The sequence below is a fragment of the Ensifer sp. 1H6 genome (assembly GCF_001976035.1).
In the GTDB taxonomy this organism is placed as follows: domain Bacteria; phylum Pseudomonadota; class Alphaproteobacteria; order Rhizobiales; family Rhizobiaceae; genus Ensifer; species Ensifer canadensis.
In genome coordinates this window covers 26283-52361 of the sequence record NZ_MOAI01000040.1, presented here as the reverse complement: position 1 = coordinate 52361, position 26079 = coordinate 26283, and the positions used below count along the sequence as shown (strand labels likewise).

22 protein-coding genes and 4 pseudogenes are annotated in these 26079 nt (G+C 61.9%); 18 read left to right on the top strand and 8 right to left on the bottom strand.

The window, feature by feature from the left end; all coding sequences use genetic code 11:
- From BKP54_RS30910 to BKP54_RS36875, 9 genes and pseudogenes are all read left to right on the top strand, one after another.
- Positions 1-698, top strand: a 698-nt coding sequence (locus tag BKP54_RS30910) for a zinc-binding dehydrogenase (protein WP_143347947.1), incomplete at its 5' end; no start/stop codon positions are given.
- A 117-nt stretch (positions 699-815) separates the two neighbouring features.
- Positions 816-1397 (top strand): S-(hydroxymethyl)glutathione synthase, encoded by a 582-nt coding sequence (gene gfa / locus BKP54_RS30905; protein WP_084815385.1) that lies wholly within the window; start codon positions 816-818, stop codon positions 1395-1397.
- A 56-nt stretch (positions 1398-1453) separates the two neighbouring features.
- On the top strand, positions 1454-2890 hold the full coding sequence (locus BKP54_RS30900; RefSeq protein ID WP_084815384.1) for an FAD-binding oxidoreductase: 1437 nt from the start codon (positions 1454-1456) through the stop codon (positions 2888-2890).
- 284 nt (positions 2891-3174) lie between these two features.
- Positions 3175-4200, top strand: a complete 1026-nt coding sequence (locus tag BKP54_RS30895; RefSeq protein WP_084815383.1) for a BMP family protein — start codon at positions 3175-3177, stop codon at positions 4198-4200.
- A 133-nt stretch (positions 4201-4333) separates the two neighbouring features.
- A complete protein-coding gene (locus tag BKP54_RS30890; protein ID WP_025429170.1) occupies positions 4334-5863 on the top strand; it encodes an ABC transporter ATP-binding protein in 1530 nt (509 codons plus the stop codon).
- Complete coding sequence (locus BKP54_RS30885; RefSeq protein ID WP_025429171.1) at positions 5853-6902, top strand: ABC transporter permease; 1050 nt, start codon at positions 5853-5855, stop codon at positions 6900-6902. Before BKP54_RS30890 ends, BKP54_RS30885 begins: the two co-directional genes overlap by 11 nt.
- A 1-nt stretch (position 6903) precedes the next feature.
- The gene (locus BKP54_RS30880; protein WP_025429172.1) at positions 6904-7845 is read left to right on the top strand and encodes an ABC transporter permease; all 942 of its coding nucleotides are present in this window, start codon (positions 6904-6906) and stop codon (positions 7843-7845) included.
- On the top strand, positions 7842-9134 hold the full coding sequence (locus tag BKP54_RS30875; protein WP_084815382.1) for an amidohydrolase family protein: 1293 nt from the start codon (positions 7842-7844) through the stop codon (positions 9132-9134). Before BKP54_RS30880 ends, BKP54_RS30875 begins: the two co-directional genes overlap by 4 nt.
- Before the next feature lie 39 nt (positions 9135-9173).
- Positions 9174-9294 (top strand): annotated as a pseudogene (locus BKP54_RS36875) (NAD(P)H-dependent oxidoreductase); the annotation flags it as partial.
- 82 nt (positions 9295-9376) lie between these two features.
- On the opposite strand, the gene BKP54_RS30870 reads toward BKP54_RS36875, so the two are convergent.
- From BKP54_RS30870 to BKP54_RS30845, 6 genes and pseudogenes are all read right to left on the bottom strand, one after another.
- Positions 9377-10159, bottom strand: a complete 783-nt coding sequence (locus BKP54_RS30870) for an ABC transporter permease (RefSeq protein WP_025429174.1) — start codon at positions 10157-10159, stop codon at positions 9377-9379.
- Between the two features lie 3 nt (positions 10160-10162).
- Entirely contained in the window at positions 10163-11341 is a 1179-nt protein-coding gene (locus tag BKP54_RS30865; RefSeq protein ID WP_084815381.1) for an ABC transporter permease, read from the bottom strand.
- A complete protein-coding gene (locus BKP54_RS30860) occupies positions 11338-12405 on the bottom strand; it encodes an ABC transporter ATP-binding protein (RefSeq protein WP_025429176.1) in 1068 nt (355 codons plus the stop codon). Before BKP54_RS30860 ends, BKP54_RS30865 begins: the two co-directional genes overlap by 4 nt.
- 110 nt (positions 12406-12515) lie before the next feature.
- A pseudogene (locus BKP54_RS30855) lies at positions 12516-13567 on the bottom strand (ABC transporter substrate-binding protein).
- Positions 13568-13779: 212 nt separating this feature from the next.
- Entirely contained in the window at positions 13780-14520 is a 741-nt protein-coding gene (locus tag BKP54_RS30850) for an SDR family oxidoreductase (protein ID WP_025429178.1), read from the bottom strand.
- A 76-nt stretch (positions 14521-14596) separates the two neighbouring features.
- Positions 14597-15276: pseudogene (locus BKP54_RS30845) on the bottom strand (GntR family transcriptional regulator).
- A gap of 183 nt (positions 15277-15459) precedes the next feature.
- On the opposite strand from BKP54_RS30845, the gene BKP54_RS30840 reads away from it, so the two are divergent.
- From BKP54_RS30840 to BKP54_RS30815, 6 genes and pseudogenes are all read left to right on the top strand, one after another.
- A complete protein-coding gene (locus BKP54_RS30840) occupies positions 15460-16509 on the top strand; it encodes a phosphotransferase enzyme family protein (protein WP_084815379.1) in 1050 nt (349 codons plus the stop codon).
- A gap of 2 nt (positions 16510-16511) precedes the next feature.
- The gene (locus tag BKP54_RS30835) at positions 16512-17828 is read left to right on the top strand and encodes an aspartate aminotransferase family protein (protein WP_084815378.1); all 1317 of its coding nucleotides are present in this window, start codon (positions 16512-16514) and stop codon (positions 17826-17828) included.
- 16 nt (positions 17829-17844) lie between these two features.
- Positions 17845-18333, top strand: a pseudogene (locus BKP54_RS30830) (amidohydrolase family protein); the annotation flags it as partial.
- A gap of 370 nt (positions 18334-18703) precedes the next feature.
- Positions 18704-19783 (top strand): GSU2403 family nucleotidyltransferase fold protein, encoded by a 1080-nt coding sequence (locus tag BKP54_RS30825; RefSeq protein ID WP_084815377.1) that lies wholly within the window; start codon positions 18704-18706, stop codon positions 19781-19783.
- 462 nt (positions 19784-20245) lie between these two features.
- Positions 20246-20707 carry an acyl-CoA thioesterase gene (locus BKP54_RS30820; RefSeq protein WP_038578389.1) on the top strand — a complete coding sequence of 154 codons (462 nt, stop codon included), beginning with the start codon at positions 20246-20248 and terminating at the stop codon, positions 20705-20707.
- Positions 20708-21136: 429 nt separating this feature from the next.
- On the top strand, positions 21137-21340 hold the full coding sequence (locus BKP54_RS30815) for a hypothetical protein (protein ID WP_025429185.1): 204 nt from the start codon (positions 21137-21139) through the stop codon (positions 21338-21340).
- A gap of 84 nt (positions 21341-21424) precedes the next feature.
- Here the strand turns inward: BKP54_RS30815 and BKP54_RS30810 are convergent, their stop codons facing one another.
- On the bottom strand, positions 21425-22087 hold the full coding sequence (locus BKP54_RS30810; protein WP_084815376.1) for a sulfite oxidase-like oxidoreductase: 663 nt from the start codon (positions 22085-22087) through the stop codon (positions 21425-21427).
- Positions 22088-22162: 75 nt separating this feature from the next.
- A complete protein-coding gene (locus tag BKP54_RS30805; RefSeq protein ID WP_025429187.1) occupies positions 22163-22918 on the bottom strand; it encodes an IclR family transcriptional regulator in 756 nt (251 codons plus the stop codon).
- Positions 22919-23159: 241 nt separating this feature from the next.
- Between BKP54_RS30805 and BKP54_RS30800 the strand changes: the two genes are divergently transcribed.
- From BKP54_RS30800 to pcaF, 3 genes are read left to right on the top strand one after another with little or no spacing between them, the layout of a single operon-like run.
- Positions 23160-24020 carry a CoA transferase subunit A gene (locus tag BKP54_RS30800; protein ID WP_084815375.1) on the top strand — a complete coding sequence of 287 codons (861 nt, stop codon included), beginning with the start codon at positions 23160-23162 and terminating at the stop codon, positions 24018-24020.
- A 10-nt stretch (positions 24021-24030) separates the two neighbouring features.
- Positions 24031-24813: a CoA-transferase subunit beta gene (locus tag BKP54_RS30795; protein ID WP_084815374.1), complete on the top strand. Its 783-nt coding sequence runs from the start codon at positions 24031-24033 to the stop codon at positions 24811-24813.
- Positions 24814-26019, top strand: coding sequence for a 3-oxoadipyl-CoA thiolase (gene pcaF, locus BKP54_RS30790; protein WP_084815373.1), 1206 nt, complete (start codon positions 24814-24816; stop codon positions 26017-26019). It abuts the gene before it with no gap.
- Positions 26020-26079: the final 60 nt, after the last annotated feature.

The window sequence follows — 26079 nt, the reverse complement described above, 5'->3', positions numbered from 1 at the left end:
ACACCGTGCTGCCGGAGATCGCGCTGGCCAAGGTCAATCCCGACGCGCCGTTCGACAAGATCTGCTATATCGGCTGCGGCGTCACCACCGGCATCGGCGCGGTGATCAACACGGCCAAGGTCGAGATCGGCGCGACCGCGATCGTCTTCGGCCTCGGCGGCATCGGCCTCAATGTCATCCAGGGCCTCAGGCTTGCCGGCGCCGTCATGATCATCGGCGTCGATCTCAACAACGACAAGAAGGCCTGGGGCGAACGCTTTGGCATGACCCACTTCGTCAATCCGAAGGAGGTTGGCGACGACATCGTGCCTTACCTCGTCAACATGACGAAGCGCGGGGCCGACCAGATCGGCGGCGCCGATTATACCTTCGATTGCACCGGCAACACCAAGGTGATGCGCCAGGCGCTCGAAGCCTCGCATCGCGGCTGGGGCAAGTCGGTGGTCATCGGCGTTGCCGGTGCTGGCCAGGAAATCTCCACCCGTCCGTTCCAGCTCGTCACCGGTCGCAGCTGGATGGGCACCGCCTTTGGCGGCGCCCGCGGCCGCACCGACGTGCCGAAGATTGTCGACTGGTACATGGAAGGCAAGATCGAGATCGATCCGATGATCACCCACACGATGCCGCTCGAAGACATCAACAAGGGCTTCGAACTGATGCATTCCGGCGAAAGCATCCGCAGCGTCGTGGTATACTGAGCGCGGGTTCAAGACCGCATCACGAATGCAATCCGTTCATCACATCGCCAAGCGTCCGCCCGGCGATGCCAATGATCTGCCGGGCATACCGCGCCGGCCATGAAGGAGGAGAAGCCCATGCCAAGCGTTGCGATACATCCATCCCTCGATTCCGGTTTCCAGGCGACCGATGCAGCCTTCTCGGGCGGCACACTTGTGTGCAACTGCGCGAGCAACCCTGTGAAGATCCGGATCAGGGGCGACATTGCCCATAACCATGCATGCGGCTGTACCAAGTGCTGGAAGCCCGATGGTACTGTCTTCTCGGTCGTCGCCGTCGCGCCGACGGACAATGTCGAGATACTCGAAAACGGCGACAAGCTCGCTGTCGTGGACCCGACCGCTCTTATTCTGCGCCACGCCTGCAAGGACTGCGGCGTGCACATGTACGGCCCGGTCGAACGCGACCATCCGTTCAAGGGGCTTTCCTTCTTGCATCCTGAGCGGTTCCAGGAAACGGGCTGGGCGAAGCCGGGGTTTGCGGCTTTCGTGTCTTCGATCATCGAAAGCGGATACGATCCGGCAAAGATGGATGGCGTACGTGCCCGCCTGCGAGAGCTTGGTATTGAGCCCTATGACTGCCTCAACCCTGGGCTCATGGACTTCATCGCCACCTGGACGGCAAAGAAGAGTGGCGCGCTCAAAACCGAAACTGCCTGAACAAGTCTGCCGCAGACATCTCACCGTTCTCGACATCCACCAACAGGTAACATCGAATGGATCGCCTACAGCCCGAATTCAAAGACGAAATTCGTAGAATTGTTGGTGACGAAAATCTCAAGGACGGGGAGGCCATTGCCACGGTCGACCACGGAGTTGCACCTGAAAATCTCGGGGCAGGCGCCGTGGTCTACCCGAGAACGACCGATGAGGTTGCCGCCGTCGTCAAATGTTGCCTCGCCAACGGGATCTCGCTCGTCACCCATGGAGGACGAACCGGGCTCGTAGGCGGGGCGATGTCTCGGCCGGGCGAACTGGTGCTTTCAACCGCCCGCCTCAATCGAATCCTGGATATTTCACCAATCGAGCGGGTTGCGGTCGTGGAGGCCGGCGTGACACTGCAAGCGCTGCAAGTGGCGGCCGCGGAGCATCGACTTGAAACAGGGATCGATTTGCCATCGCGCGGTTCGGCAACGATCGGAGGTATGGCCTCGACGAATGCCGGGGGTATTGCAGCCTTTCGGTTTGGGGTCATGCGGCATCGCATTCTTGGCCTGGAGGCCGTGCTCGCGGATGGCTCGATCTATTCCGATCTTACACGGGTCGTGAAAAACGCGGCCGGCTATGATCTGAAACATCTCTTTGTGGGAGCCGAAGGAACACTCGGCATCATAACGCGTATTGCCGTCAAGCTTGAGCCCCAGCCCTTTGCCACGGCCACTGTCCTCTTCGGTTTACCGTCAGTTGATGCAGCGCTCGAGACAGTTCGTCGAGGTCTCGACGCCGAGTACGGTCAACTACGCGCTGCGGAAGCGATCTGGAACACCTATTTTCGTCTGACATCCGGCCATCATCGTTGGTCTGTCTCGGACTACAATGCCGAGCATCCGGTCAACCTGCTGGTTTCACTAAGCGGGGCCGAGGAGGGAGCGTTGCAATCGGAACTGGGACGTATCTATGAAGACGTCATCGAGGATCACCCCGACGCCTCAGCCGTCATTGCATCCTCAGGTGCGCAGGAGATGGATCTTTGGCGACTGCGCGAAGACACGGACCTCATCTACCGAAAGCATCCGAGCGCACCATCCTACGATGTCTCGGTTCCTCTATCGCAAGTCGGGTCTTATCTTAATCGCTGTCTTGCAGACATCAGGGGACTGGATGCCACGTTCGATCCCTACGTGTTCGGCCATCTTGCTGACGGAAATCTCCATATCGTCCTCAACGCGGCTGGCAGTGACATTGCAGGCGAAAAGGCGAAAGCCATTGAGAAGGTGCTCTACAGGGACATAGTTACGATCGGCGGGTCATTCTCTGCCGAGCATGGGATCGGCACCAAGAGAGTGGGGTCACTGTCAGCCACATCGAACCCGGTCAAGCTGGCGCTGATGCATCGGGTCAAGGACACGCTCGATGCGTCCGCGATCCTCAATCCGGGAAAGGTGTTGCCCCGGCAACCGACCCTTCGGCGACGGGTTCACGCCACCCGATAGATCTGCGCCACCCCCCCACCCCCGGAAAAGCCTTCGAGCTCATCAGCTTGAGAAGCGTCGGCGCGGCGATTTCGGAGAATAGCGGCAGGCCTTTGCTCAGCGCCGCGATGGGCTCACGCCCGCAATTCACGATCGAGCGGCCTTCGTGATCCCGCGTTTTGCTTCCATTGCCTGCGGCGAACTTTCCGCGGCACCCAATTGCTGCAACCTCCAACTTCACCTACATTGACCAAGTGGTAAAAAAGACGTGTTCCAAAACGCGCAATCAACCAGAGGGGAATTTAATGCATAGCAATTCCTTCAATTCCGCCATTTCCAGAAGAACCCTGATGAAAGTTGCTGGCGCATCCGCCGTGGTGGCCGCGGCGGGTCTGCCGAGCCGTCTGTTTGCTGCGGACCCGATAAAGGTGGCGGCCATCTATACCGTCCCGGTCGAGCAGCAGTGGGTCAGCCGTATCCACAAGGCAGCTAATGCCGCCAAGGAGCGCGGCGACATCGAATATGTCTATTCTGAAAACACCGCGAACAACGATTACGAGCGCGTCATGCGCGAATATTGCGAGGCCGGCCACAAGCTGATCCTGGGCGAGGTCTTCGGCGTCGAGGATGCCGCCCGCGCCGTCGCCAAAGACTATCCTGACGTCGCCTTCCTGATGGGCTCGAGCTTCAAGCCCGATGCCGCCGTGCCGAACTTTTCGGTTTTCGACAACTATATCCAGGACGCATCCTATCTGTCCGGCCTGGTCGCCGGCGCAATGACCAAGTCCAAGAACATCGGCATGGTGGGAGGCTATCCGATCCCGGAGGTCAACCGGCTGATGAACGCGTTCATGGCTGGCGTGAATGAAGTGGCCCCGGACACCAAGTTCCAGGTCGCCTTCATCGGCTCGTGGTTCGATCCGCCCAAGGCCAAGGAGACCGCATTCGCCCAGATCGATGGCGGTGCGGACCTTCTATATGCCGAGCGTTTCGGCGTGTCCGACGCCGCCAAGGAGAAGAAAGTCCTGGCCATTGGCAATGTCATCGATACCCAGGCGGACTATCCGGACACCGTTGTCGTCTCCGCGCTGTGGCATTTCGAACCGACACTCGACAAGGCTATCGCCGAAGTGAAGGCCGGCACTTTCAAGGCCGACGACTACGGCGTCTATTCCTTCATGAAGAACGGCGGCTGTTCGCTCGCGCCTCTCGGCACCTTCGACAGCAAGGTTCCGGACGACATCAAGGCCAAGGTCGCGGAGAAGGAAAAGATGATCAAGGATGGCTCGTTCGCCGTCGAGATCAACGACGCCGAGCCAAAATCGAGCTAGCCCTCTTCTCCTTCCGTTCATGGGAGAGGTGGTTGGCAATGCCGGACGAGGGATTACCCTTCGCCGGCAGCGACCATTCCCTCCCTGGACGGGAAAGGAAGCCTCCCCCGCAACGCCACTTCCGGTCACCGATGTGTCAAGCAATCCCGCCCTTCGTCTTTCACGCATCAGCAAGCGTTTCGGCCCGCTCCGAGCCAACGAGGCCATTTCCTTCGACCTGAAGCGGGGCGAAGTCATCGCGCTTCTCGGGGAGAACGGCGCCGGCAAGACGACGCTGATGAACATTCTCTTCGGCCACTACATCGCAGACGAAGGAACCGTAGAGGCCTTTGGCAAGCCGCTTCCGCCGGGAGATCCGCGCGCAGCCCTCGATGCCGGCATCGGCATGGTCCACCAGCACTTCACTCTCGCCGACAACATGACGGTGCAGGAAAACATCGCGCTTGGCACGCAGGGCCTCTGGCGCATGCGGCTCGACCGGGCCGCAGCGCGGCGGCGCATCGCGCAACTGTCTACCGATTTCGGCCTCGCCGTCGATCCCGCGGCCACCGTCTCCACCCTTTCGGTCGGCGAACGCCAGCGCGTCGAGATCCTGAAGGCCCTTTATCGCGAAGCCCGCATTCTCATCCTGGACGAGCCGACGGCTGTTCTGACCCCCGCCGAGACCGACGCATTGTTCCGGACGCTGAAACTGCTCGTCGCCAAAGGCCTGTCGATCATCTTCATCTCCCACAAGTTGCACGAAGTGATGGCTGTCAGCGATCGTGTACTGGTTCTGCGCTCCGGCCAGCTCGTCGGCGAGCGCGAGACAGGCTCGACCGATCGCAAAGAACTGGCCTCCCTCATGGTTGGCCAGGAGGTCAAGCCGGCGGAGGTCAGCCCGGTGAAACTGGGCGCACCGCTGCTGGCGCTCGAGGGCGTCTCAACAGCGCCGTATAACGGAGCCGGCCTCGATAAGGTGTCGCTCACGCTGACAGCTGGTGAAATCACCGGCCTTGCCGGCGTTGCCGGCAATGGTCAGGCTGTCCTTGCCGGCCTCATCGCCGGCATCCGGCGTCCAACCGGCGGCAGCATTTCCATCGCCGGGCAGGAAGTCGCTGACTGGTCGCCGCGCGCTGCGCTCGCCCATGGCGTGGCCCGCATTCCGGAAGACCGCCACGCTATCGGCAGCATCGGCGACATGAGTGTGGCGGAGAACGTCATCGCCGAACGCTACCGGAGCCCGCGATTCAACCGCATGGGCTTCCTGAACTGGAAAGCCGCCGGCCGCTTCGCCGAGAAACTCATTGCCGACTACGACGTCAAATGCCCCTCGCCCGAGGCCCGCATACGCCTGCTCTCGGGCGGCAATATGCAGAAGCTCATCCTCGGCCGGGCCCTTGATCCCGACCCGGCGGTCATCCTTGCAAGCCAGCCGACCCGCGGCCTCGATGTCGGCGCCGTCGCCTATGTTCACCGCATGTTGCTTGAAGCGCGGGAAAGGGGCGCGGCGATATTGCTGATTTCGGAGGACCTTGAGGAAATCCTGGCATTGTCCGACCGCATCATCGTCATGTCCAAGGGGCGCTTATCGACGCCGTCTTCGCGCGGTGAACGCAGCATTCGGGAACTGGGGGAGCTGATGGCAGGCCACAGCGGGGAGCCCAGCGATCATGCGGCTTGAGCCGAAGCCCGCACCGTCATTGACGGTCACCTTGCTGTTTCCGCTGGCAGCCATCGCCACCACGCTGCTGCTGACGTCGATGCTGGTTCTTGCCGCTGGCGCTTCGCCACTGTCCGTCTTCTATCTTGTGGCCAAGGGTGCGGCCGGCTCGCAGTTCGCGCTCATGGAAACCTTGACCCGCGCGACGCCGCTGATCTTCACGGGCTTGGCGATCGCCGTCGCCTTCCGGGCCAAGCTCTGGAACATCGGCGCAGAAGCGCAACTCTACATCGGGGGCGTCGTCACCGTGGTGCTGGGAACCGGCGCGCTGCCGCTACCTTCGGTCATTCTGATCCCGGTGATCATGGCCGCCGTCATGGCCGCAGGCGCAATGCTTCTGCTTGGCCCGGCCGTGCTGAAGACCCGCTTCGGCGTCGATGAGGTGGTCACCACGCTGCTGCTCAACTTCATCGTCCTGTTGTTCGTGTCGATGCTGCTTGAAGGTGTGCTCAAGGATCCGATGGGGCTCGGCTGGCCGCAATCGCAGAAGGTGATCGCCGAAGCGCAATTGCCACGCCTCATCCAGGGCAAGCGCCTGCACTATGGTTTCGTCATTGCCCTTGCTTCGGCCGTTCTCGTCTGGGTCGTCATGAAAAAGACGGTTCTCGGCTACGAAATGCGCGCCGTCGGCCTCAATGCCGAGGGCGCACGCTTTGTCGGCATTCTGGTCAACCGCACGCTCATGAAGACGGCGCTGCTTTCGGGCGGGTTGGCCGCACTTGCCGGCTTTTCAGAAGTCTCGGGGCTCAAGGGCAACCTGACGCTCGACCTGTCGCCGGGCTACGGCTACTCCGGCATCGTCGTCGCGATGCTGGCCATGCTCAACCCGCTCGGCGTCATCGCATCGGCCATCTTCGTCGCCGGCATTTTCGTCGGCGCCGATGCCATGAGCCGTGCGGCCAAAGTGCCGAGTTACATAGCCGACGTCATGGTCGCCACCTCGCTGCTGACGATGGTTGTCGCGATCCTTCTGACGCGATTCCGGATAAGGTGGAGGTGACATGGACGCGATTGAGATCCTCTTCACCGCCTCCTTCTGGGTCGCCGCCATCCGCATAGCATCGCCGCTGATCTTCGCAACCATGGGCGAGTTGATCTGCGAGCGCGCGGGCGTCCTCAACCTCGGCATCGAGGGGATCATGACGGCAGGCGCCTTCGCCGGCTGGTTCACCGTCTATTCTGGCGGCGATCTTTGGGCCGGCGTGCTGGTCGCTGCCCTGGTCGGTGCCATGTTCGGCTTGCTGCACGCCACGCTCACGGTACCGCTCGGCCTGTCGCAACACGTCGTCGGCATCGGCGTTACGCTGCTTGCTACAAGCCTTACCTATTTCACCTATCGTCTTGCGCTGCCCGAGGTGACGTCGCCGCCCAAGATCGAGCCGTTCCAGCCCTTGCCGATCCCGGGCCTGTCCAGCATTCCTGTCGTTGGTGAGGCGCTGTTTACCCAGACGCCGCTGACCTATCTCGCATTCGTGTCGGTCGCAGCCGTCGCCTGGATCCTCTATCGCACCCCCATTGGCCTTGCCGTTCGCGCTGCGGGTGAAAACCCGTCGGCGGTCGAGGCGCAAGGCATTTCGGTCACCGGCATACGCATGGGCGCCGTCGCCGTCGGCAGCGCGCTGATGGCGGTCGGCGGCGCCTTTCTCACCATCTCGGCCTTCAATTCCTTCTTCTTCCAGATGATCAATGGGCGCGGCTGGATTTGCATCGCGCTGGTCGTCTTCGGCTCCTGGCGACCAGGAAAGGCGCTGATCGGCGCCATCCTGTTTGCCGCATTCGATGCCTATCAGGTTCGCCTGCAGCAGATATCGGGCGGTATCGTGCCCTATCAGGTTTTCCTGATGATGCCCTATGCGCTGTCGATCCTGGCGCTGATCCTGGTCGCACGCCGCGCCACCTATCCCAAAGCTTTGATGATCCCGTACCAGAAAGGCGAAAGATGAGTTTCGACCTGATCGTAAAGGGCGGCACGCTGCCCGATGGAACCGTCGCCGATATCGGCATCAAGGGCGACAGGATCGCCGCGATCGAGCCCCGTATCGATGCCGGGGCCGGTCGTGTCGTCGATGCCTCGGGCAACCTCGTCAGCCAGCCCTTTGTGGATCCGCATTTCCATATGGACGCAACGCTGTCCTACGGCCTGCCGCGTATCAATGCCTCAGGCACGCTGCTCGAAGGCATCGCGCTGTGGGGCGAACTCAAGCCGCTCCTGACCCACGAGGCCGTCAAGGAACGCGCGCTGGCCTATTGCGACTGGGCGGTCTCGATGGGCCTCCTCGCCATCCGCACCCATGTCGATACCTGCGACGACCGCCTTCTTGCGGTCGAAGCGCTGCTCGAGGTCAAGAAGGAGATCGCGCCCTATATCGATCTCCAGCTCGTCGCCTTCCCGCAGGACGGGCTCTACCGCTCGGCGAATGCGCGCGAGAACACCATCCGCGCCCTCGACATGGGCGTCGACATCGTCGGCGGCATCCCGCATTTCGAGCGGACCATGTCCGACGGCACGCGTTCCGTTACCGAACTTTGCGAGATCGCGGCCGAGCGCGGCCTGATGGTCGACCTGCATTGCGACGAGACCGACGATCCTCTGTCGCGCCATATCGAGCAGCTTGCCTATGAGACCCAGAGGCTCGGCCTGCAAGGCCGGGTGGCTGGCTCGCACCTTACCTCAATGCATTCGATGGACAACTACTACGTCTCGAAACTGCTGCCGCTGATTGCGGAAGCCGGTGTCTCGGCGATCCCCAATCCACTGATCAACATCATGCTGCAGGGGCGGCACGATACCTATCCCAAGCGGCGTGGCCTGACGCGAGTGCCCGAAATGCTGAAGGCCGGCATCCGCACCGGCTGGGGTCAGGATTGCGTGCTCGATCCCTGGTACTCCCTCGGCACGGCCGACATGCTCGACGTCGCCTTCATGGGATTGCACGTCGCCCAGATGTCCTCGCCCGCGGACATGCGCACCTGTTTCGACATGGTGACCAAGGTCAATGCCGAGATCATGGGACTCGATCATCTCGGCCTAGCCGTCGGCAAATCGGCAAGCCTCGTTGTGCTCGATGCGGGCAACCCCATCGAGGCGGTGCGGCTGCGCGCCGAGCGGCTCTGTGTCGTGGCGAAGGGCAACGTCGTGGCTGAACGCGAGAAGCGCGATACGGCCCTGTCCATCAAGGGCCGTCCGGCGACCATCAACCGCCGCCACATCGTGCCACCGCAGCCACGTTGAACGGACTGGACGAGAACAGAACGGGAGGGGCCGAATACCCCAGAGAGCGTCATCCGGTTCATCGAGAAAATTTCCGCGAGTGACGGGCTGATCATTTCGAGCCCTGAATATGTTCGCAGCATTCCCTGCAGCCCTCAAAAACCCGATCGATTGGCTGCTCGGGCCGGCATCAGCGCGCTTATCTATCCCTTTACGTATCCAAAGCCTTCAACGATCTTTTCATCCCGGACGCGCAAATTTGTCTAACGCCGCTTCGCCAGCACAGATCGAGACAGCACAACCGCGAGGCCGATCAGAATTGTCGCGACGATGAAGAGGAAGGCCGCTGCCGCAATCGCCGGGCTGATGTTCTCACGGATACTCGAAAACATCTGCCGGGCCAGCGTACGCTGGTTGGGACCGGCGACAAAGAGCGTCAGCACAACCTCGTCCAGCGAGGTGGCGAAGGCCAGCACCGCGCCGGAGAGCACGCCGGGCATGGCGAGCGGCAGGGTCACGCGGCGGAAGACCGTTGCGGGCGAAGCGCCGAGGCTTTGTGCGGCGAGTTCCACGCGTTCGTCGATGCCGGCAAGCGCGCCGATGACGCTGACCACGACGAAGGGCACGGCGACGACAGTGTGGGCGATGATCACGCCGGCATAGCTGTTCGTCAGGCCGAAACCCGCGAGCAGCACCTGCATGCCGACACCGAGCACGACAGCGGGCACCACCATGGGCAGTAGAAAAAGCGTGCGTATTGACCCGCGGAAGAAGAGGAGGCGGTTGCGCAGGCCGAGCGAGGCGGCGGTGCCAAGCACGGTGGCGAGCAGCGTCGTGCCCGTCCCGATGATCAGGCTGTTAAAGATCGCCCGCCGCCAGGCATCTGCCGTGAACAATTCCTCGAACCAGCGCAGCGACCAGGACGGGATCGGGTAGGTGAGGATGACGCTCGAGGTGAAGGCGAGCGGCAGGATGGCGATGAGCGGCGCGACGAGGAAGAGGATCGTCAGCGAGGCGAAAGCGAACTTGGTGAGCTTCATCGGCATGACCTAGCGCCTCCCCGGCTCGTCAGTGGAGAGCCGCGCATAGACACTATAGAGCAGCAGTGTCGCGACAAGCAGCACGACGCCAAGCGCCCCGGCCATGCCCCAGTTCGCAGAACCTGTGGCGTAGAAGGCGATGATCGAGCTGATCATCTGGTCGCCCGGCCCGCCAATCAGAGCCGGGGTGATGTAGTAGCCGATTGCAGAAATGAAGACGAGCAGACTGCCGGAGGCGACGCCGCGCAGGCTCAGCGGCAGCAGCACGCGCAGGAACGCGCGCCAGGGCGGCGCTCCGAGCGAGGCGGCCGCCGGCATCAGGTTCTTCGGGATGGTAATAAGCACCGAATAGATCGGCAGCACCATGAAAGGCAGCAGCACATGGGTCATGGCGATGATGACGCCGGTGCGATTGAAGATCAACGGCAGCGGCGCATCGATCAGACCGAGCGTTTGCAGGAGGTCGTTGATCAACCCTTTTTCCTGCAACAGGATGAACCAGGCGGCGGTGCGTACCAGAAGCGAAGTCCAGAGCGGCAGCAGCACGGCAGCCAGCATCAGGTCGCGCTTCCAGCCAGTCAGCGAAGCCGCGATCATCGCATAGGGGAAGCCGATACCGGCGCAGGCGAAGGTGACAAGTGCGGCGATCCAGAAGGTGCGCACGAGGATAACGCGGTTGACGGACCGGTCGGCTGGCAGGTGCTCGATATCGCCGGCGGCATTGCGGCCGAGATCGACTGCGGCGAGCAGGTTGCGATCGGTGAGCGGCGAGAGCGCATCGGCGATGGCCAGCCAGAATTCCGGTTTCTCCCAACGCTTGTCGATGGACACGAGGTCGGCGGGCGGGTTCGCCGTGTCGTCGAGCGCGCTGATCGTCTTGGACATGAGCGTGCGGAAGCCGGAACGGGCGCTGTTGAGGCGGCGGACCATATCGCCGAGCGCCTGGTCGTCATCGACGGCCTTCAGGTCCTCCATCAGCGCCGTCTGCATGGGCATGGTCGGCGGCGACTTTCGATCCCAATCCGTCAGTACTTCGGCGCTTCGCGGAAGCAGGCGCAGCACGGCTGGATCCGACACCGCCTGCGACATCATGCTGAACAGCGGCCAGACGAAGAAGCCGATGAGGAAGAGAAGCAGCGGCGCAAGAAGAACGAGCGACCGCCCGGTCCGGGACGAGACTGCACTCATGGCGCGATGACCCGGCAATCGCCGGCTGAAAAGGCCGCATAGACCTTGGTGCCCGGCGGGAATTCGCGTGACCGGCGACCGAGCTTGGCGATCAGCGGTTGTGCTGCGTTCTGCAACTGCACACGCAGATGATCGCCCTGATAGACGGAATCGGTCACTTCCGTTTCCAGGCAATTGCGCGCTTCGCCGCGCGTTTCGCTGAGATCGACCCGCTCCGGCCGGATAGAGAGAAAGACGGGCTGGCCGGAGGCGACGCTGCCGGAAACGGCCGAAACGATATGCGCGCCGGACCGCAGGCGCACAGTCGCCTCCTGCCCCTGCACCGCCTCGACGACACCCTCGACCAGATTGGTCTCGCCGATAAATTCCGCGACGAAGCGCGTCGCCGGTTCGTCATAGACCTGCCGCGGCGTGCCGATCTGCTCAATCTTACCCTTGTTGAAGACGGCGACGCGGTCCGACATGGTCAGCGCCTCCGACTGGTCATGTGTGACGAAGACAATCGTCACGCCAAGGCGGCGGTGCAGGTCGCGAATGTCGAGCTGCATCTGCTCGCGCAACTGCTTGTCGAGCGCGCCTAGCGGCTCGTCCATCAGCACGACGCGCGGCTCGAAGACCAGCGCGCGGGAAAGCGCCACACGCTGTTGCTGCCCACCGGAGAGTTGCGAAGGCCGGCGGTCGGTGAAGGCCGACAGCTGCACCATGTCCAGCGCTCGCGCCACGCGCTCGGCGATCTCCGCCTTGCCCAGCCCACGCATCTGTAACGGGAAGGCCACGTTCTCGCCGACCGACATATGCGGGAACAAGGCATAACTCTGGAAGACGACCCCCATGTCCCGCTTGTGGGTCGGCACGTCGTTGATCGCGGTCCCGTCCAACAGGATATTGCCGGAGGTCGGCTGCTCGAAACCCGCCAACATCATCAGTATCGTCGTCTTGCCGGAGCCGGAGGGGCCGAGCAGGCTTACGAACTCGCCCTTGCCAATGCCGAGAGCCAGGTTTTCAACCACGCAGAGCGGGCCGTAGAATTTGGTGATGCGGTCAAATCGAATGAATTCGGCCACGGAAGACTCCATCGCTAGAGGCGAAGGATGCGCCATCCGGAAAACCCGTGAGAACGCATCCGGCCAGGCAGGAAGGGCGCCCGTCGGAGCGCCCTTCGCGGCGAATGTTCTTACTGGGCCAGCCAGGCGTTGAAGCGCTGCGTCAGCGTTTCGGCATTGTCGATCCAGAAGTCCACATTCAGCGAGATCGACTCCGTCATGTTCGCCGGATCGGTCGGCAGGTCCTTGGCGAATTCCGCCGGAACCTTGGCTGCAGCTTCCTTGTTCGGCAGGCCGTAGGCGACGAATTCCGGCAGCTTCGCCTGATGTTCGGGCAGGCTTGCGAAGGCAATGAAGTCCTGTGCGGCGTCCTTGTTTTCCGCATCCTTCAGCACCACCCAGCTATCGACGGCGTAGATGCTGCCCGGCCAGACGACCTTGAAGTTCTTGCCTTCCGTGCGGTTGATGCCGGTGATGCGACCGTTATAGGCCGACGTCATCGCCACTTCGCCAGAGGCGAGGAACTGCAGCGGCTGGGCGCCCGATTCCCACCAAACGATGTGCGGTTTCAACTCGTCGAGCTTCTTAAATGCGCGCTCGACCCCTTCGTCGGTCCCAAGCACGTCGTACAGCTCGTCCTTAGAGACGCCATCGGCGAGCAGCGCGAATTCGAGCGTATATTTCGGGCCTTTTCGCAGCGAGCGCTTGCCGGGGAATTTTTCGACATTCCAGAAGTCCGCCCAGGAGGCCGGGCCTTCCTTCAGCTTATCACCGTCATAGGCGATCGCCGTCGACCAGACGATGGCGCCGACACCACAGTCATCGACCGCAGAATCGAGGAACTTGTCCTTGCCGCCCATCTTGTCCCAGTCGATCTTTTCATAAAGTCCGTCGGCACAGCCGAGCGCCAACTCTTCGGCTTCCACCTGCACGGCATCCCAGTTCGGCGCGCGGCCTTGACCTTCGACTGGATGACGCCGATGCCGCCGTCCCAGGCTTCGTCGAGCACCGGCTTGCCGGTCTTTTCGGCGAAGGGCTTGAAATAGATGTTGCGCTGCGCGTCCTGATAGTTGCCGCCCCAGGAGACGACGGTCAGGTCCCGTGCGAATGCCGGTGCGGCAAGGCTTGCGGACAGCACGACGACGGCGGACGCCAGAACACCCGCTTGAAAGATAGTCTTCATTGCACTCCCCTTTTCTTCGTTTGTGAAGGAACCGCCGTCAGCCTCCGGCCCCCGTTGACGATCTCATGCGGACTGCTGACCCGTCCCTTTGGCGTATTGCGATGATTACAGCCTTTCCGGTCGTCGCGCCCTTTCTCCCCGGGCGTTTGTCCGACCGTATGATGCACTCCGGTCCTTGTCGGTCAGCGGGGATTTCCCCCAGTCGACCATCGTCAGACGTGTTGACCTCCGTTGATGTGAATTTCCGCGCCGTTGATGTAGGACGATGGCTCGGTGCAGAGGAAATAGATGGTCTCCGCGACCTCGCGCGGTTCGCCCAGTCTTCGCATCGGCACTTCCGCCGCCACCAGTTCATCCGTTCCGGGCGACAGGATCGACGTTTCGATCTCGCCCGGGGCGATGGCATTCGCCCTGACCCCGCGTTGGCCGAATTCGTGCGCCATTTCACGGGTCAGCGAGGCAAGCGCCGCCTTGGACGCCGCATAGGCAACGCCTGCGAAGGGGTGGACGCGCGAGCCGGCGATCGACGTAACATTGACGATCGAGCCCTTCGCTGCTTCCAGTTCCGGCATGAGTGCGCGGGCGATCAAAGCGGTCGAGATAAGATTGACGTTGAGCACCTGCGTCCAGACATCGGCATCCGTATCCAGCACACCGAGGCGGCTCTTGCCCGGCCCCTTCGGCGAAATGCCGGCATTATTGACGAGCGCGTGCAGCCGGCCGTTCGGCAGGCGCTCGCGCACCGTCGCTGCCAGGCGGTCGATCTGCGTGAGATCCGCGAGGTCGGCCTGGATATGGCTTTCGCGGGCGGAGGGCCAGGCGCATTCCTCGGAAAAGGATTGACGGGAAACGGTGAGAATGCGCCAGCCCTTCGACTGGAAGAGCTTGACCGTCGCATGACCGATCCCGCGGCTCGCACCCGTCAGCAACATGTAGCGGCATTCTTCGGTCATGGGAGCGTTCTCTGTTGATGCTTGATACATCGTAATAGGCCGCTCATGAATTGCAAGCCTCCTCTTCCAAGTGATGTCAGGCCCTGCGCGCCTCCCGCTCCGTTCCCCGTTCGATGCGCTCGAGGATCGGCTTGCCGCCGAGCAGGATATCGTCGACGATCGCCATCGAGGCGGCGGCGGAATCGTGCCGTTTCAGGGCTTCGACGACCGGGTAGTGATGGTCGATCATCGCACGTCCACCCTCTATATAGGCATCGGAAATGTGCGGCCCCATCTGCAGCCAGAGCCGCCGCAGGATGCCGTTCAGCACCGGCAGCCCAGCGATCTGCGGCAACAGGAAGTGGAAGGCTTGGTTGAGTTGCGTGCCCTTCAGCCGGTCGCCGGCCTCGATTGCCTGTTCATTTTCGCGCAAGATGCGTTCCAATGCCTCGATATCCGTGCTCGTCGCCACCTGGGCGGCGGTTTCCGCCGCCAATCCCTCCAGCCGGACACGGATTGCGCGGATCTCGCGGTAGCGGTTTTCGCTCAAACCCGGGATGCGGATGTCGCGCGGCGAGCGGAAGGTGATCGCCTCGTCATTGGCAAGCCGAAGGATGGCGTCGCGGATCGGTGTGACGCTCGTGCCGAATTGTTCCGCCAGATCACGGATCTTCAGCCGGTCGCCGGGCTGGAACCTCCCTGGATCAGGGCATCGCACAACGCACCATAAACCGCGCTGTTGAGGTTCTCATGATCCAGTGACGTAAATTGAGGCATGGAACTGGTCCGCAAAATCGAATAACAAGATACTTGATGCATCTTTTTCGGCGTGTTTCAAGTATGACATGTCGCGGACATCTTCCGCCAAACGGCTTGCGGCGGCAATTTAGTCGGCACCGTGGTCAGCGGACGGGAGGGACAATCGAAGGAAATGCGGGCAACCCCACCAACGGAGCAAGCATGACGGAGCCATCGCCCACCGCCAAGAAGGCCGATTCCATGTCGGCGACGTGGAGTGCGACATCGCTTGCCGATGCCGAGGCCGCGGTGAAGCAGGTCTATGGCATGGGCGGCACGATCAGGCGGTTTTCCAGCGAAAGGGACGAGACCTTTCTTTTCACCCGCTCGGACGAAACGGCCTTCATCCTCAAGATTGCCAATCCCGCCGAGGACCCGGCCGCGCTGGAATTCCAGGACGGTGCGCTCCTGCATCTGGAGGCTGCCGCCCCCGCCGTACCGGTGCCGCGGCTCATACTCACGAAAAGCGGAGAGCCTAGCCACACGCTTTCCACCGCCGATGGCCCGCGCATCATGCGCCTGCTGACTTTCCTGCAGGGAGAATTGCAGTACCGCACACCCGCCTCCGAGGCGCAGAGCCGCAACGTCGGCCGGGCGCTTGCGGAACTCGGGCTCGGCCTTGAGAACTATGACGGACGCCCGCCGGCGGGAAAGCTGATGTGGGACATTTCCCACACGCTCGATCTCACTGCCGTCCTCGACCATGTCGCGCCCGAACGCCGGGCGCAGGCGAAGGCCGTGCTGGCGGAGTTCGAGCGGGCGCTTCCCGCCATCACCAATCTCAAGCGACGGCAGATCATCCACAACGACTTCAACCCGCACAATGTTTTGCTCGATCCGGCCGCACCCACCGCAGTCGTCGGCATTATCGATTTCGGCGACATGGTCCATGCGCCACTCATCAACGATCTTGCCGTCGCGCTTTCCTATCATCTGGCGACGGAAAACTGGGCGGCGCGCACCAGCTCCTTCCTGGAGGGGTTCCTTTCGGCACGTGCGCTGGAGCCTGCCGAAATTGAACTTCTACCGGTGTTGACCCGGTCGCGGCTGGCGATGTCACTCATCATCGCCGAATGGCGCTCCGCACGCTTCCCGGAAAACCGCGACTATATCCTGCGCAACCACGCCACCGCCTGGCGGGGGCTTCAAAACATATCCGATCTGACGCCGGCCGGGCTGAAAAGGCTCGTGCCCAACCTTTCCGAGGCCTGATCATGTCGATGGTAAACGCTTTCTCGCGCGAAGATTTCGAACGGCTCGACGAAGCTGAACGGGCGCTGATAGCGCGCCGTGAAAAAGTGCTCGGTCCCGCCTACCGCCTCTTCTATGAAAAACCGCTGCATCTCGTGCGCGGTGAAGGCGTCTTTCTCTATGACGCGGCCGGCGAACGATATCTCGATGCCTACAACAACGTCGCCTCGCTCGGCCATTGCCACCCGCGCGTGGTGGAGGCGATCACCAGGCAAACCGCCGTGCTGAACACCCACACGCGCTACCTACACGAAGGCATCGTCGACTATGCAGAGGCGCTGACGGCCACCTTCCCCGAGGCGCTCAGCCAGGTCATGTTCACCTGTACCGGCAGCGAGGCGAATGACCTTGCGGTGCGCATCGCCCGCTTCGTCACCGGCGGCACAGGCATCATCGCAACGGAGCTTGCCTATCACGGTCTCACAAGCGCCGTCGCGGAATTCTCGCCGTCCCTCGGCGAAGCCGTGACGCTGGGGCCGCATGTACGCACCGTGCCTGCTCCGGACAGCTACCGTCATTCCGCCGAAGAAATGGTGCAAAAGTTCGGCCGCGACGTACGCGCGGCGATTGCTGACTTGAAGCGCCACGGCATTAAGCCGGCCATGCTGATCACCGACACGATCTTTTCGAGCGACGGTATTTTCGAGGGGCCGAAAGGTTTTCTGAAGCCGGCGGTCGACGCCATCCATGAGGCCGGCGGTCTCTTCGTGGCCGATGAAGTACAGCCCGGCTTCGGCCGCACCGGCGAGGCCATGTGGGGCTTCGAGCGCCACGGCGTCGCGCCCGATATGGTGACGATCGGCAAGCCGATGGGCAACGGCTACCCGATGGCCGGCATCGTTCTGCGCCCGGAGGTCATTGCCGAGTTCGGTCCTCGGGCGCGCTATTTCAACACGTTCGGCGGCAATCCAGTCGCGGCCGCCGCCGGCAAAGCCGTGCTGGACACGATCCAGATTGAAGGCCTGCAGCAGAATGCGCTGGTGGTTGGTCGCCACCTGATGGATAGGGTGAAAAGCCTCTCAGCTACGCACCCGGCGATCGGCGACGTGCGCGGGTCTGGGCTCTTCATCGGCGTCGAGATCATCGCGGACTCGGCCACAAAGCGTCCTGACGCGGCCCTGTCGACACGCATCGTCAACGGCCTGCGCGAGCGGCGCATCCTGATCAGCGCCTCGGGTCCCAATGCTAACGTTCTGAAGATCCGCCCTCCCCTCGTCTTCTCCCGCGAGAACGCCGACATGCTGGTTGACGCACTCGGCGACGTGCTGAGGACGCTCTGAAAGAAGCAAAGCTGCCCTGCAAGGCCGGGTGGCTGGCTCGCACCTTACCTCGATGCATTCGATGGACAACTACTACGTCTCGAAACTGCTGCCGCTGATTGCAGAAGCCGGTGTCTCGGCGGCCCCAATCCGCTGATCGGCATCATGCTGCAGGGGTGGCGCGCCTCGGCACAGCCGACATGCTCGACGTCGCCTTCATGCGATTGCACGTCGCCCAGATGTCCTCGCCCGCGGACATGCGTACCTGTTTCGACATGGCACCAAGGTCAATGCCGAGATCATGGGACTCGATCATCTCGGTCTAGCCGTCGGCAAATCGGCAAGCCTCGTTGTGCTCGATGCGGACAACCCCATCGAGGCGGTGCGCCTGCGCGCCGAGCGGCTCTGTGTCGTCGCGAAGGGCAAGGTCGTGGCTGAACGTGAGAAGCGCGATACGACCCTGTCCATCAAGGGCCGTCCAGCGACCATCAACCGCCGCCACGTCGTGCCACCGCAGCCACGTTGAACGGACTGGACGAGAACAAGCTTCAATACCTCAATGCGCGTGCACTCGTGGCTAATTTTGGTGTCGCGACTTCTGCCCTCGCCTGTGGGCACAAATGGACATCGGCAAACCGGTAGCGCGGATCAACGCTTCCAGGCAATTTTCAACATCAGTGATCAGGCCGCTGGATCCTCTTGCTCCAGGCGACCCGAAGCCCGATCTTGATGTCAACGCTTCCGACCTTACCCACCCCTTGGGCCGCCGTCGTCGATTGTTCTTGAAAATAAGGTTAGTGCCGTTATACTAAATTCACAAACTCAGTATAACGCCAGCCCATCGGAGTTTCCGACCGTTATACTAATTTTCGCAATTCAGTATAACGGGAGCAGATATGCGGCAGATCGACCTGATGTATCGCACGATGACCGCCGAACTCGGTCAACGTCTGCTCGACGCCAGCTTCTCGGCCGATTTCCCGGTTGAAGGCCGCTTCGTGCCGGTCACGGTCAAAGCCCGCAAATACTGGTATTTCGACCAGCCCGACGAAGGCGAGGGCCACCGACAGAAACGCCGGTATGTTGGACCGGCCGATGATCCCGAAATCAACAGGCGGGTAAAGGACTTCCGCGCGATCAAGGATGACGCCAAGGCCCGCCGTAAGCTGGTCACCACCCTTGTTCGCGAGGCTGGATTACCAGCTCCCGAACCGTTTTCCGGCGATGTCGTCGAGGCGCTGGCCCAGGCTGGCATTTTCCGCTTGCGGGCCTGCTTGGTAGGAACGGTAGCGTTCTCGACCTATGCGGGCCATCTTGGCGTCCGTCTTCCTGCCGCCTCGATGACCACGGGTGATGCTGATTTCGCCCAGGACTACGCGATCAGCTCCGAAGTAGGGGACTCGCTTCCACCTATTCTTGAAATCCTACAAGGCGTCGATCCGACCTTCCGGCCGATCCCGCATCGCTCAGGGTCAACCCGATCATCGGCATTCAAGAACCGGGCGGGCTACAATGTGGAATTCTTGACCGGAAATAGGGGTAGTGATGACTATCAAGATCAACCGGCCGACATGCCCGCCCTGGGTGGGGCAAGCGCCGATCCGCTGCGGTTTTTGGATTTCCTCATCTATGAGCCCGTGCGAGCCGTCCTGCTACACAAAAGCGGAATCTCCGTGATTGTCCCGGCTCCGGAGCGCTATGCTGTTCACAAGCTGATCGTGGCCTCCCGCCGCGTAGTCGATACGATTGGGGCTGCAAAGCGCGACAAGGACTTGAGGCAAGCGGTATTGCTCTTCGACGCGCTCGATGCTTCCAACCGTCTCGGTGACCTGTCGGATGCTCTCAAGGAAGCCTGGGAAAGGGGAGAGGCCTGGCGCTATGCGATCCGGGCCGGAATGGAGTACATGTCCCGAGGAGATAGAGCTGCTACGGCCGCCTTGTTCCGTGAACTGGGCATCGATTACAAAGCAGAGTAACGCTCCGATCTACTCAAGAAATAATGCGCCATATGTCGAGACGATTCGGTTCAACGGGACGCTACCGAGTATGCACACGGTCGATCATGTCATGAGGTGCCAATCGATCTGCGACGACGTTGAACAAGTTGCCGACAAACAGGTGGCCGAAGCAATGCAAACAATGTGTAACATCATCAAGACTATTATCGACGATCGTGAAGTCGGCACCCGGTGACGTCAGGGCCACCAGAGATTCCGATCCAGGTCCGACCATTTACCTCTGCAGTCGTTGTTTGGCTCTTCTCCCGGCGACCCGCACCCTGGCCAGTCCCACGGTCGCCCACCGAGCCGGACGTCTCACTGACCGCTGGACCATGGCTTGGAATACTGGCATCGTCGGCCGCGTATCGGTCCAGAAGGGCTGCGATCATCTTAGAAGGAGTGGCCGTGGAAGCCGGGCATGACACCAGCGAGCTTGAAATGGTCGTCTTGATGACGCCCGACATGGCCAACTTCAGCGGCAAGGTCCATGGCGGCGCCCTGCTCAATCTTCTCGACCGCGTCGCGTTTTCCTGCGCCTCGCGCTATTCGCAGGAATATGCGGTGACCTTGTCAGTGGACCAGGTCGTCTTCCGGCAGCCGATCCATGTCGGCGAACTCGTGACCTTTCGCGCCTCGATCAATCAGGCCGGGCGGACCTCGATGGAAGTCGGGATCCGCGTCGAAGCCGAAAACATCCGCACCGGCGAGCGCAGGCACACGAACTCCTGCTATTTCACGATGGTGGCCGTCGATGCCGAGGGGCGTCCGACCGCCGTTCCGACTTACAATCCCGTGACCAGCATCCGAAAGCGACGCCAGCGCGCGGCGGAGGTGCGGAAAAACCTACGGCGGGAGTTCGAGGCCCGCTTTCAAGCTGCTGGCTCGCCCACCGAAGCCTGATCGCCGCAATCCGTTTGCTCGTATGGCGGCTTCGCCCGGCGCCGGAGCCAAGGTCACTTTTTGCAACAAGGCCTCGCAAGGACCATTCCTGTGTTTGGCCCGGCGGCTTGATAGTGTATCTTTCACCGGCCGGAGCTGAATGGCCAAGGGGAGCGGTCCGCCACCTGCCCGGCGCATGGAGGGCGGCGTTGTTGGCCCTTAAGCCTGTTGAAGCCCATACATGCATTCGGCGCCTCTGCGGCGTGAATCCCGCGCAAATGTGCTGTGAGCATGCCCCCGCGTTCTGAAAAGCCACAATGACGCGTTCAAAACCATCGCGCCGCGTTCTGCATCTGGCGCCATTTTCGTGAACAAGCGAAGCCACCTATCAACGCCTGCTGCCACGGGAACCAACACCGTCGTTGCGGGCTCGGGATAACGGAGATTCAAATGTCCACATCCGAGACGGGACTTCAGTTTACAGAGGGCGTCGCCAACGGCGAGGTCCGGTATGATCTGGAGGATTTCATCCGCGCATCCGGCATTCCGCCGCTCGAAGCCCACGAAATGTTTACGAAATACGGGCCTTACAAGTCGGACCTCGACCCTTTGATCAAGGCGCGGGCCGAACAGCATATGGACCTGATGAAATAGCATCAGCTGCGTTGCCCGCCGGCAGATCGCGGCGGGCAACGCAGAATACATTTTCCCGGCAATATCCAAAGCCACGCCCGGCCGTCAGTCAGCGGAATAACGCTGCTCAAGCCAAGGGTCGCCACGCATGTGGTAGCCATTGCGCTCCCAGAAACCGGCCTCGTCGCCGGCTCGAAAATCGATGCGCGTCAGCCACTTTGCGCTCTTCCAGAAATAGAGATGCGGCACGACAAGCCGCATAGGCCCGCCATGGGTGCGGCTGATCGGCTTGCCCTCCCAATCGGTCGCAAGGATCGCGTGTTCCGAGGCAAAATCGGCGAGCGGCAGATTGGTCGTATAACCATCGTAGCTCGTCAGCATCACATGAGACGCTTCAGGCTTCGGCATGACCAGGTCGAGCAGGTCGTGCGTCAAGACCCCTTGCCAGCGATTGTCGTAGCGCGACCAGGTGGTGACGCAATGGATGTCGGAGAGGCTGTCGCTCTGCGGCAATGCCTTGAACGCTGTCCAATCCAGCGACAGGCGCTGTTCGACGAGGCCGGTCACATCCAGCCGCCAGCGCTCCACGCCGATCGCGGGCTGCTGCCCGAGGTCCAGCACCGGCCAATCCCGAACAAGGTGCTGGCCCGGTGGCAATCGTTCGTCCTCAGGCCGGACTGCGCGCCCGGTGAGGAACTTGCCGGCCGCCGCCCAACGCCGCTTCGTCGTCGTCAGCTTGGTTTCCGTTGGGGGTTCTTCGTCGGTCATCGGGTGCTCCTCCGGTCCGCGCGGATTAGAAGACCCGTCGCGGTTTCCGTCAAGCATCAGAGACGGGAGCTGTCTCTAGCGCAGCACGATCCGCAAGGCAGCCTGCGTCTCCCTCAGGAGCGGCAGATAACGTTCGACCATTTCAGCAGCCGGCACATGTGCGGCCGGCGCGCCGATGTTGAGTGCCGCGACGATCTGGTTGCGATCGTTTTGAAGCGGAACGGCGATGGAGCAAAGACCGATTTCCAGCTCCTGGTCGATGATCGCATAGCCTTGGTGACGCACGCGGCCGATTTCGGCCATCAGTTCTTCCGTGTCGGTTCTCGTATGAGGTGTGTTTGCCTTGAGATCCGAGCGGGCGAGCACGTCCCTCGCCTGCTGTTCCGGCAAGGCGGCGAGCCACACGCGCCCCATTGATGCGCAATAGGCAGGAAGCCTGGAGCCCGGCATCAGGCTGATCGACATCACCCGCCTTTGCGAGGCGCGCGCGATATAGACAATCTCAGTGCCGTCGAGAACCGAGGCGGAAGCGCTTTGACCTGCCCGCTCCGAGAGCTGGTCGAGATAGGGCTGGACGATCGTCGGCAGAGGTGTCGCCGAGAGGTAGGCGTGGCCGAGCCGCAGGATTTTCGGGGTCAGAGAAAAGAACTTCCCGTCATAGTCGGCGTAGCCGAGCTCCGAGAGCGTCAGCAGCGAGCGGCGCACGGTCGCCCGGTCCAGACCGGTAATCTTCGCCGCCTCGGTGATCGTCAGCTTCTGCTGTGTCTCACCAAAAGCCTCGATGACGGTCAGCCCGCGGGCAAAACCGCTGACGAAATCGGTTTCTCTCATGGCTCATCCTCGTTCCTACCGGCAATTAATCTGTGCGATATACGAACAAATGTCAAATATCGCACAAAATGTTTGACGCTCACTGTTTTTGAGAGCCTATTTCGGGCCAATACAGGCAAAGGGAGCTTGTCGGCCCGCACTCCATGGACCGCGAAAGACGACGCGTCAGCTCTTCCCACCGCCTGCAGATAACCATGCGCCCGCCGATTGGCGGCAACGCTCAAATCAGAAGAGAGGAAACATGGCGAAGATCGTTTCGCTCGCCGAGGCCATCGGCGACAATGTCAGGGATGGCGACACCGTTGCCATGGAGGGTTTCACCCATCTGATCCCCTATGCTGCCGGACATGAAGTGATCCGCCAGGGTCGCAAGAACCTGTTTCTCGTGCGCATGACGCCGGACATCCTCTATGATCAGCTGATCGGCGTGGGTGCTGCCCGCGGCATGAAATTCTCCTGGGGCGGCAATCCCGGTGTCGGCTCGCTTCACCGCTTCCGCGACGCAGTCGAAAACCAGTGGCCGCGGCCGCTCGAAATCGAAGAACACTCTCATGCGGCCATGGCCAACGCTTATGAGGCGGGTGCGGCGAACCTGCCGTTTGCGATGCTGCGTGGCTACATCGGCGCCGACCTTCCGAAGGTGAACGCGAACATCAAGCAGATCACCTGCCCCTTCACGTCCGAAGTGCTGGCCGCCGTTCCGGCGATCCGGCCGGATGTGACGATCATCCACGCCCAGCGGGCCGATAGGAAGGGCAACGTGCTCATCGAAGGCATCGTCGGCGTGCAGAAAGAGGCGGTGCTTGCAGCCAAGCGCTCGATCATCACGGTCGAGGAAATCGTCGACGAGCTTGCGCCACCGTCGCCCAACTCGGTCGTATTGCCCACCTGGGCAGTAACGGCGGTCAGCCAGGTGCCGGGCGGCGCCTTCCCCTCCTACGCCCACGGCTACTATCCGCGCTCGAACGCCTTCTACATCGGCTGGGACGAGATCGCCCGCGACCGCGAGAGTTTTACCGCATGGATCAAGGAGAACGTGCTCGACGCAGGGCCTGAAGATTTTGCACGACACGCCGGCAGGAAGCCGGCGAAGGCCGCTTGAGGAGGCGACGATGACGGATTTCACCCCCAACGAGATGATGACCATCGCAGCCTCACGCGAGCTTTCCAACGACGACGTCTGCTTCGTCGGCATCGGTGCGCCATCGGCGGCCTGCAACGTGGCGCGGTTGACCCACGCCCCCGACATTACGCTCATCTACGAAAGCGGAACCGTCGGCACCAAGCCGGATGTTCTCCCCTTGTCGATCGGCGACGGCGAGCTTTGCGATACCGCCCTCTTCACCGTCTCGGTGCCGGAGATGTTTCGCTACTGGCTGCAGGGCGGCCGCATTACCACCGGGTTTCTCGGCGGCGCGCAGATCGACAAGTTCGCCAACCTTAACACCACGGTCGTCGGTCCCTATGACCATCCGAAGGTCCGGCTGCCGGGCGGCGGCGGCGCTCCGGAGATCGCGTCGAATTGCGGCCGCATCTTCATCACCATGGCGCTCTCCAAGCGTGGATTCGTCGAAAAGCTGCCCTTCATCACCTCGATGGGTCATGGCGAAGGCGGCGATCATCGCGAACGGCTCGGCATGAAGACCAAGGGACCCACTCGCATCATCACCGATCTCTGCATTCTGGAGCCCGATCCGGTGACCAAGGAACTAGCTGTTGTTTCGATCCATCACGGCGTCACACGTGACCAGATCGTCGACAATTGCGGCTGGCCGATCAAATTCGCCGGAGAGGTCATCGAGACGCCGGTGCCGACTGAGATCGAACTGGCGACGCTTCGTGACATCAACGCGCGCACGAAGAAGGCCCACCAGGGCAACAAGGAGGTCGCGTAAATGGCCGATGCTTATATCTGCGATTATATCCGCACGCCGATCGGCCGCTTCGGCGGCGCGCTCTCGTCAGTCAGAACAGACGACCTCGGCGCCATACCGCTGAAGGCGCTGATCGAACGCAACCCTTCGCTCGATTGGGAAGCGGTCGATGACGTCATCTTCGGCTGCGCCAATCAGGCAGGCGAAGACAACCGCAACGTCGCGCGCATGTCGCTGCTTCTGGCCGGGTTGCCGGCGAGCGTGACCGGCACCACGATCAACCGCCTCTGCGGTTCGGGCATGGATGCCGTCATCGCTGCCGCACGTGCCATCAAAGCGGGCGAAGCCGAATTGATGATTGCCGGCGGCGTCGAGAGCATGTCGCGGGCTCCCTTCGTGATGCCGAAAGCGGAGAGCGCATTTTCGCGCAATGCCGAGCTCTATGACACCACCATCGGCTGGCGGTTCGTCAACCCGCTGATGAAGAAGCAATATGGCGTCGATTCGATGCCGGAGACCGGCGAAAACGTCGCCGAAGATTTCAAGGTAAGTCGAGAAGACCAGGACGCCTTTGCGCTGCGCAGCCAGGCGAAGGCGGCAGCCGCGCAAGCCAACGGTCGCCTGGCGAAGGAAATCGTCGCCGTCACCATTCCGCAGCGCAAGGGCGACCCGACTGTCGTCGAAAGAGACGAACATCCCCGCGCCACGACGATGGAGGCACTTGCCAAGCTCGGCACGCCCTTCAAGAAGGAGGGGGGCACGGTCACCGCCGGCAATGCGTCGGGCGTTAATGATGGCGCGGCGGCGTTGATCATTGCCTCCGAGGCGGCGGTCAGGAGATACGGCCTCAGACCTATCGCCCGTATCCTCGGCGGGGCCACCGCCGGCGTTGAACCGCGCATCATGGGTTTCGGCCCGGCCCCGGCCTCGAAGAAATTGATGGCGCGTCTTCGCCTGGCGCAGGAACAGTTCGATGTCATCGAGCTCAACGAAGCCTTTGCCTCGCAGGGACTAGCGACGCTGCGCGATCTCGGCATTGCCGACGACGACGGCCGCGTCAACCGCAATGGCGGCGCCATTGCCCTTGGCCATCCGCTCGGCATGTCCGGCGCCCGCATTACAGGGACGGCCGCGCTTGAGCTCGCGGAAACCGGCGGACGTTATGCACTGTCAACCATGTGCATCGGCGTCGGCCAGGGCATCGCCGTGGCGCTCGAGCGCGTCTAAAGCACTCCGCGGTTTTGCGGTAACGCATGCTCGGTAAGCGCATCTGAAAGCCAGATAGGG

What these genes read in the sequence shown, in the direction of transcription:
- BKP54_RS30880 (WP_025429172.1), top strand. Translation starts at nt 6,904, where the DNA reads ATGGACGCGATTGAGATCCTCTTCACCGCCTCCTTCTGGGTCGCCGCC.
- BKP54_RS30805 (WP_025429187.1), bottom strand. Translation starts at nt 22,918, where the DNA reads ATGAGAGAAACCGATTTCGTCAGCGGTTTTGCCCGCGGGCTGACCGTC.
- pcaF (WP_084815373.1), top strand. Translation starts at nt 24,814, where the DNA reads ATGGCCGATGCTTATATCTGCGATTATATCCGCACGCCGATCGGCCGC.
- BKP54_RS30885 (WP_025429171.1), top strand. Translation starts at nt 5,853, where the DNA reads ATGCGGCTTGAGCCGAAGCCCGCACCGTCATTGACGGTCACCTTGCTG.
- BKP54_RS30835 (WP_084815378.1), top strand. Translation starts at nt 16,512, where the DNA reads ATGTCGATGGTAAACGCTTTCTCGCGCGAAGATTTCGAACGGCTCGAC.
- BKP54_RS30795 (WP_084815374.1), top strand. Translation starts at nt 24,031, where the DNA reads ATGACGGATTTCACCCCCAACGAGATGATGACCATCGCAGCCTCACGC.
- BKP54_RS30865 (WP_084815381.1), bottom strand. Translation starts at nt 11,341, where the DNA reads ATGAGTGCAGTCTCGTCCCGGACCGGGCGGTCGCTCGTTCTTCTTGCG.
- BKP54_RS30870 (WP_025429174.1), bottom strand. Translation starts at nt 10,159, where the DNA reads ATGCCGATGAAGCTCACCAAGTTCGCTTTCGCCTCGCTGACGATCCTC.
- BKP54_RS30840 (WP_084815379.1), top strand. Translation starts at nt 15,460, where the DNA reads ATGACGGAGCCATCGCCCACCGCCAAGAAGGCCGATTCCATGTCGGCG.
- BKP54_RS30900 (WP_084815384.1), top strand. Translation starts at nt 1,454, where the DNA reads ATGGATCGCCTACAGCCCGAATTCAAAGACGAAATTCGTAGAATTGTT.
- BKP54_RS30875 (WP_084815382.1), top strand. Translation starts at nt 7,842, where the DNA reads ATGAGTTTCGACCTGATCGTAAAGGGCGGCACGCTGCCCGATGGAACC.
- BKP54_RS30800 (WP_084815375.1), top strand. Translation starts at nt 23,160, where the DNA reads ATGGCGAAGATCGTTTCGCTCGCCGAGGCCATCGGCGACAATGTCAGG.
- BKP54_RS30850 (WP_025429178.1), bottom strand. Translation starts at nt 14,520, where the DNA reads ATGACCGAAGAATGCCGCTACATGTTGCTGACGGGTGCGAGCCGCGGG.
- BKP54_RS30825 (WP_084815377.1), top strand. Translation starts at nt 18,704, where the DNA reads ATGCGGCAGATCGACCTGATGTATCGCACGATGACCGCCGAACTCGGT.
- gfa (WP_084815385.1), top strand. Translation starts at nt 816, where the DNA reads ATGCCAAGCGTTGCGATACATCCATCCCTCGATTCCGGTTTCCAGGCG.
- BKP54_RS30895 (WP_084815383.1), top strand. Translation starts at nt 3,175, where the DNA reads ATGCATAGCAATTCCTTCAATTCCGCCATTTCCAGAAGAACCCTGATG.
- BKP54_RS30815 (WP_025429185.1), top strand. Translation starts at nt 21,137, where the DNA reads ATGTCCACATCCGAGACGGGACTTCAGTTTACAGAGGGCGTCGCCAAC.
- BKP54_RS30810 (WP_084815376.1), bottom strand. Translation starts at nt 22,087, where the DNA reads ATGACCGACGAAGAACCCCCAACGGAAACCAAGCTGACGACGACGAAG.
- BKP54_RS30820 (WP_038578389.1), top strand. Translation starts at nt 20,246, where the DNA reads ATGGTCGTCTTGATGACGCCCGACATGGCCAACTTCAGCGGCAAGGTC.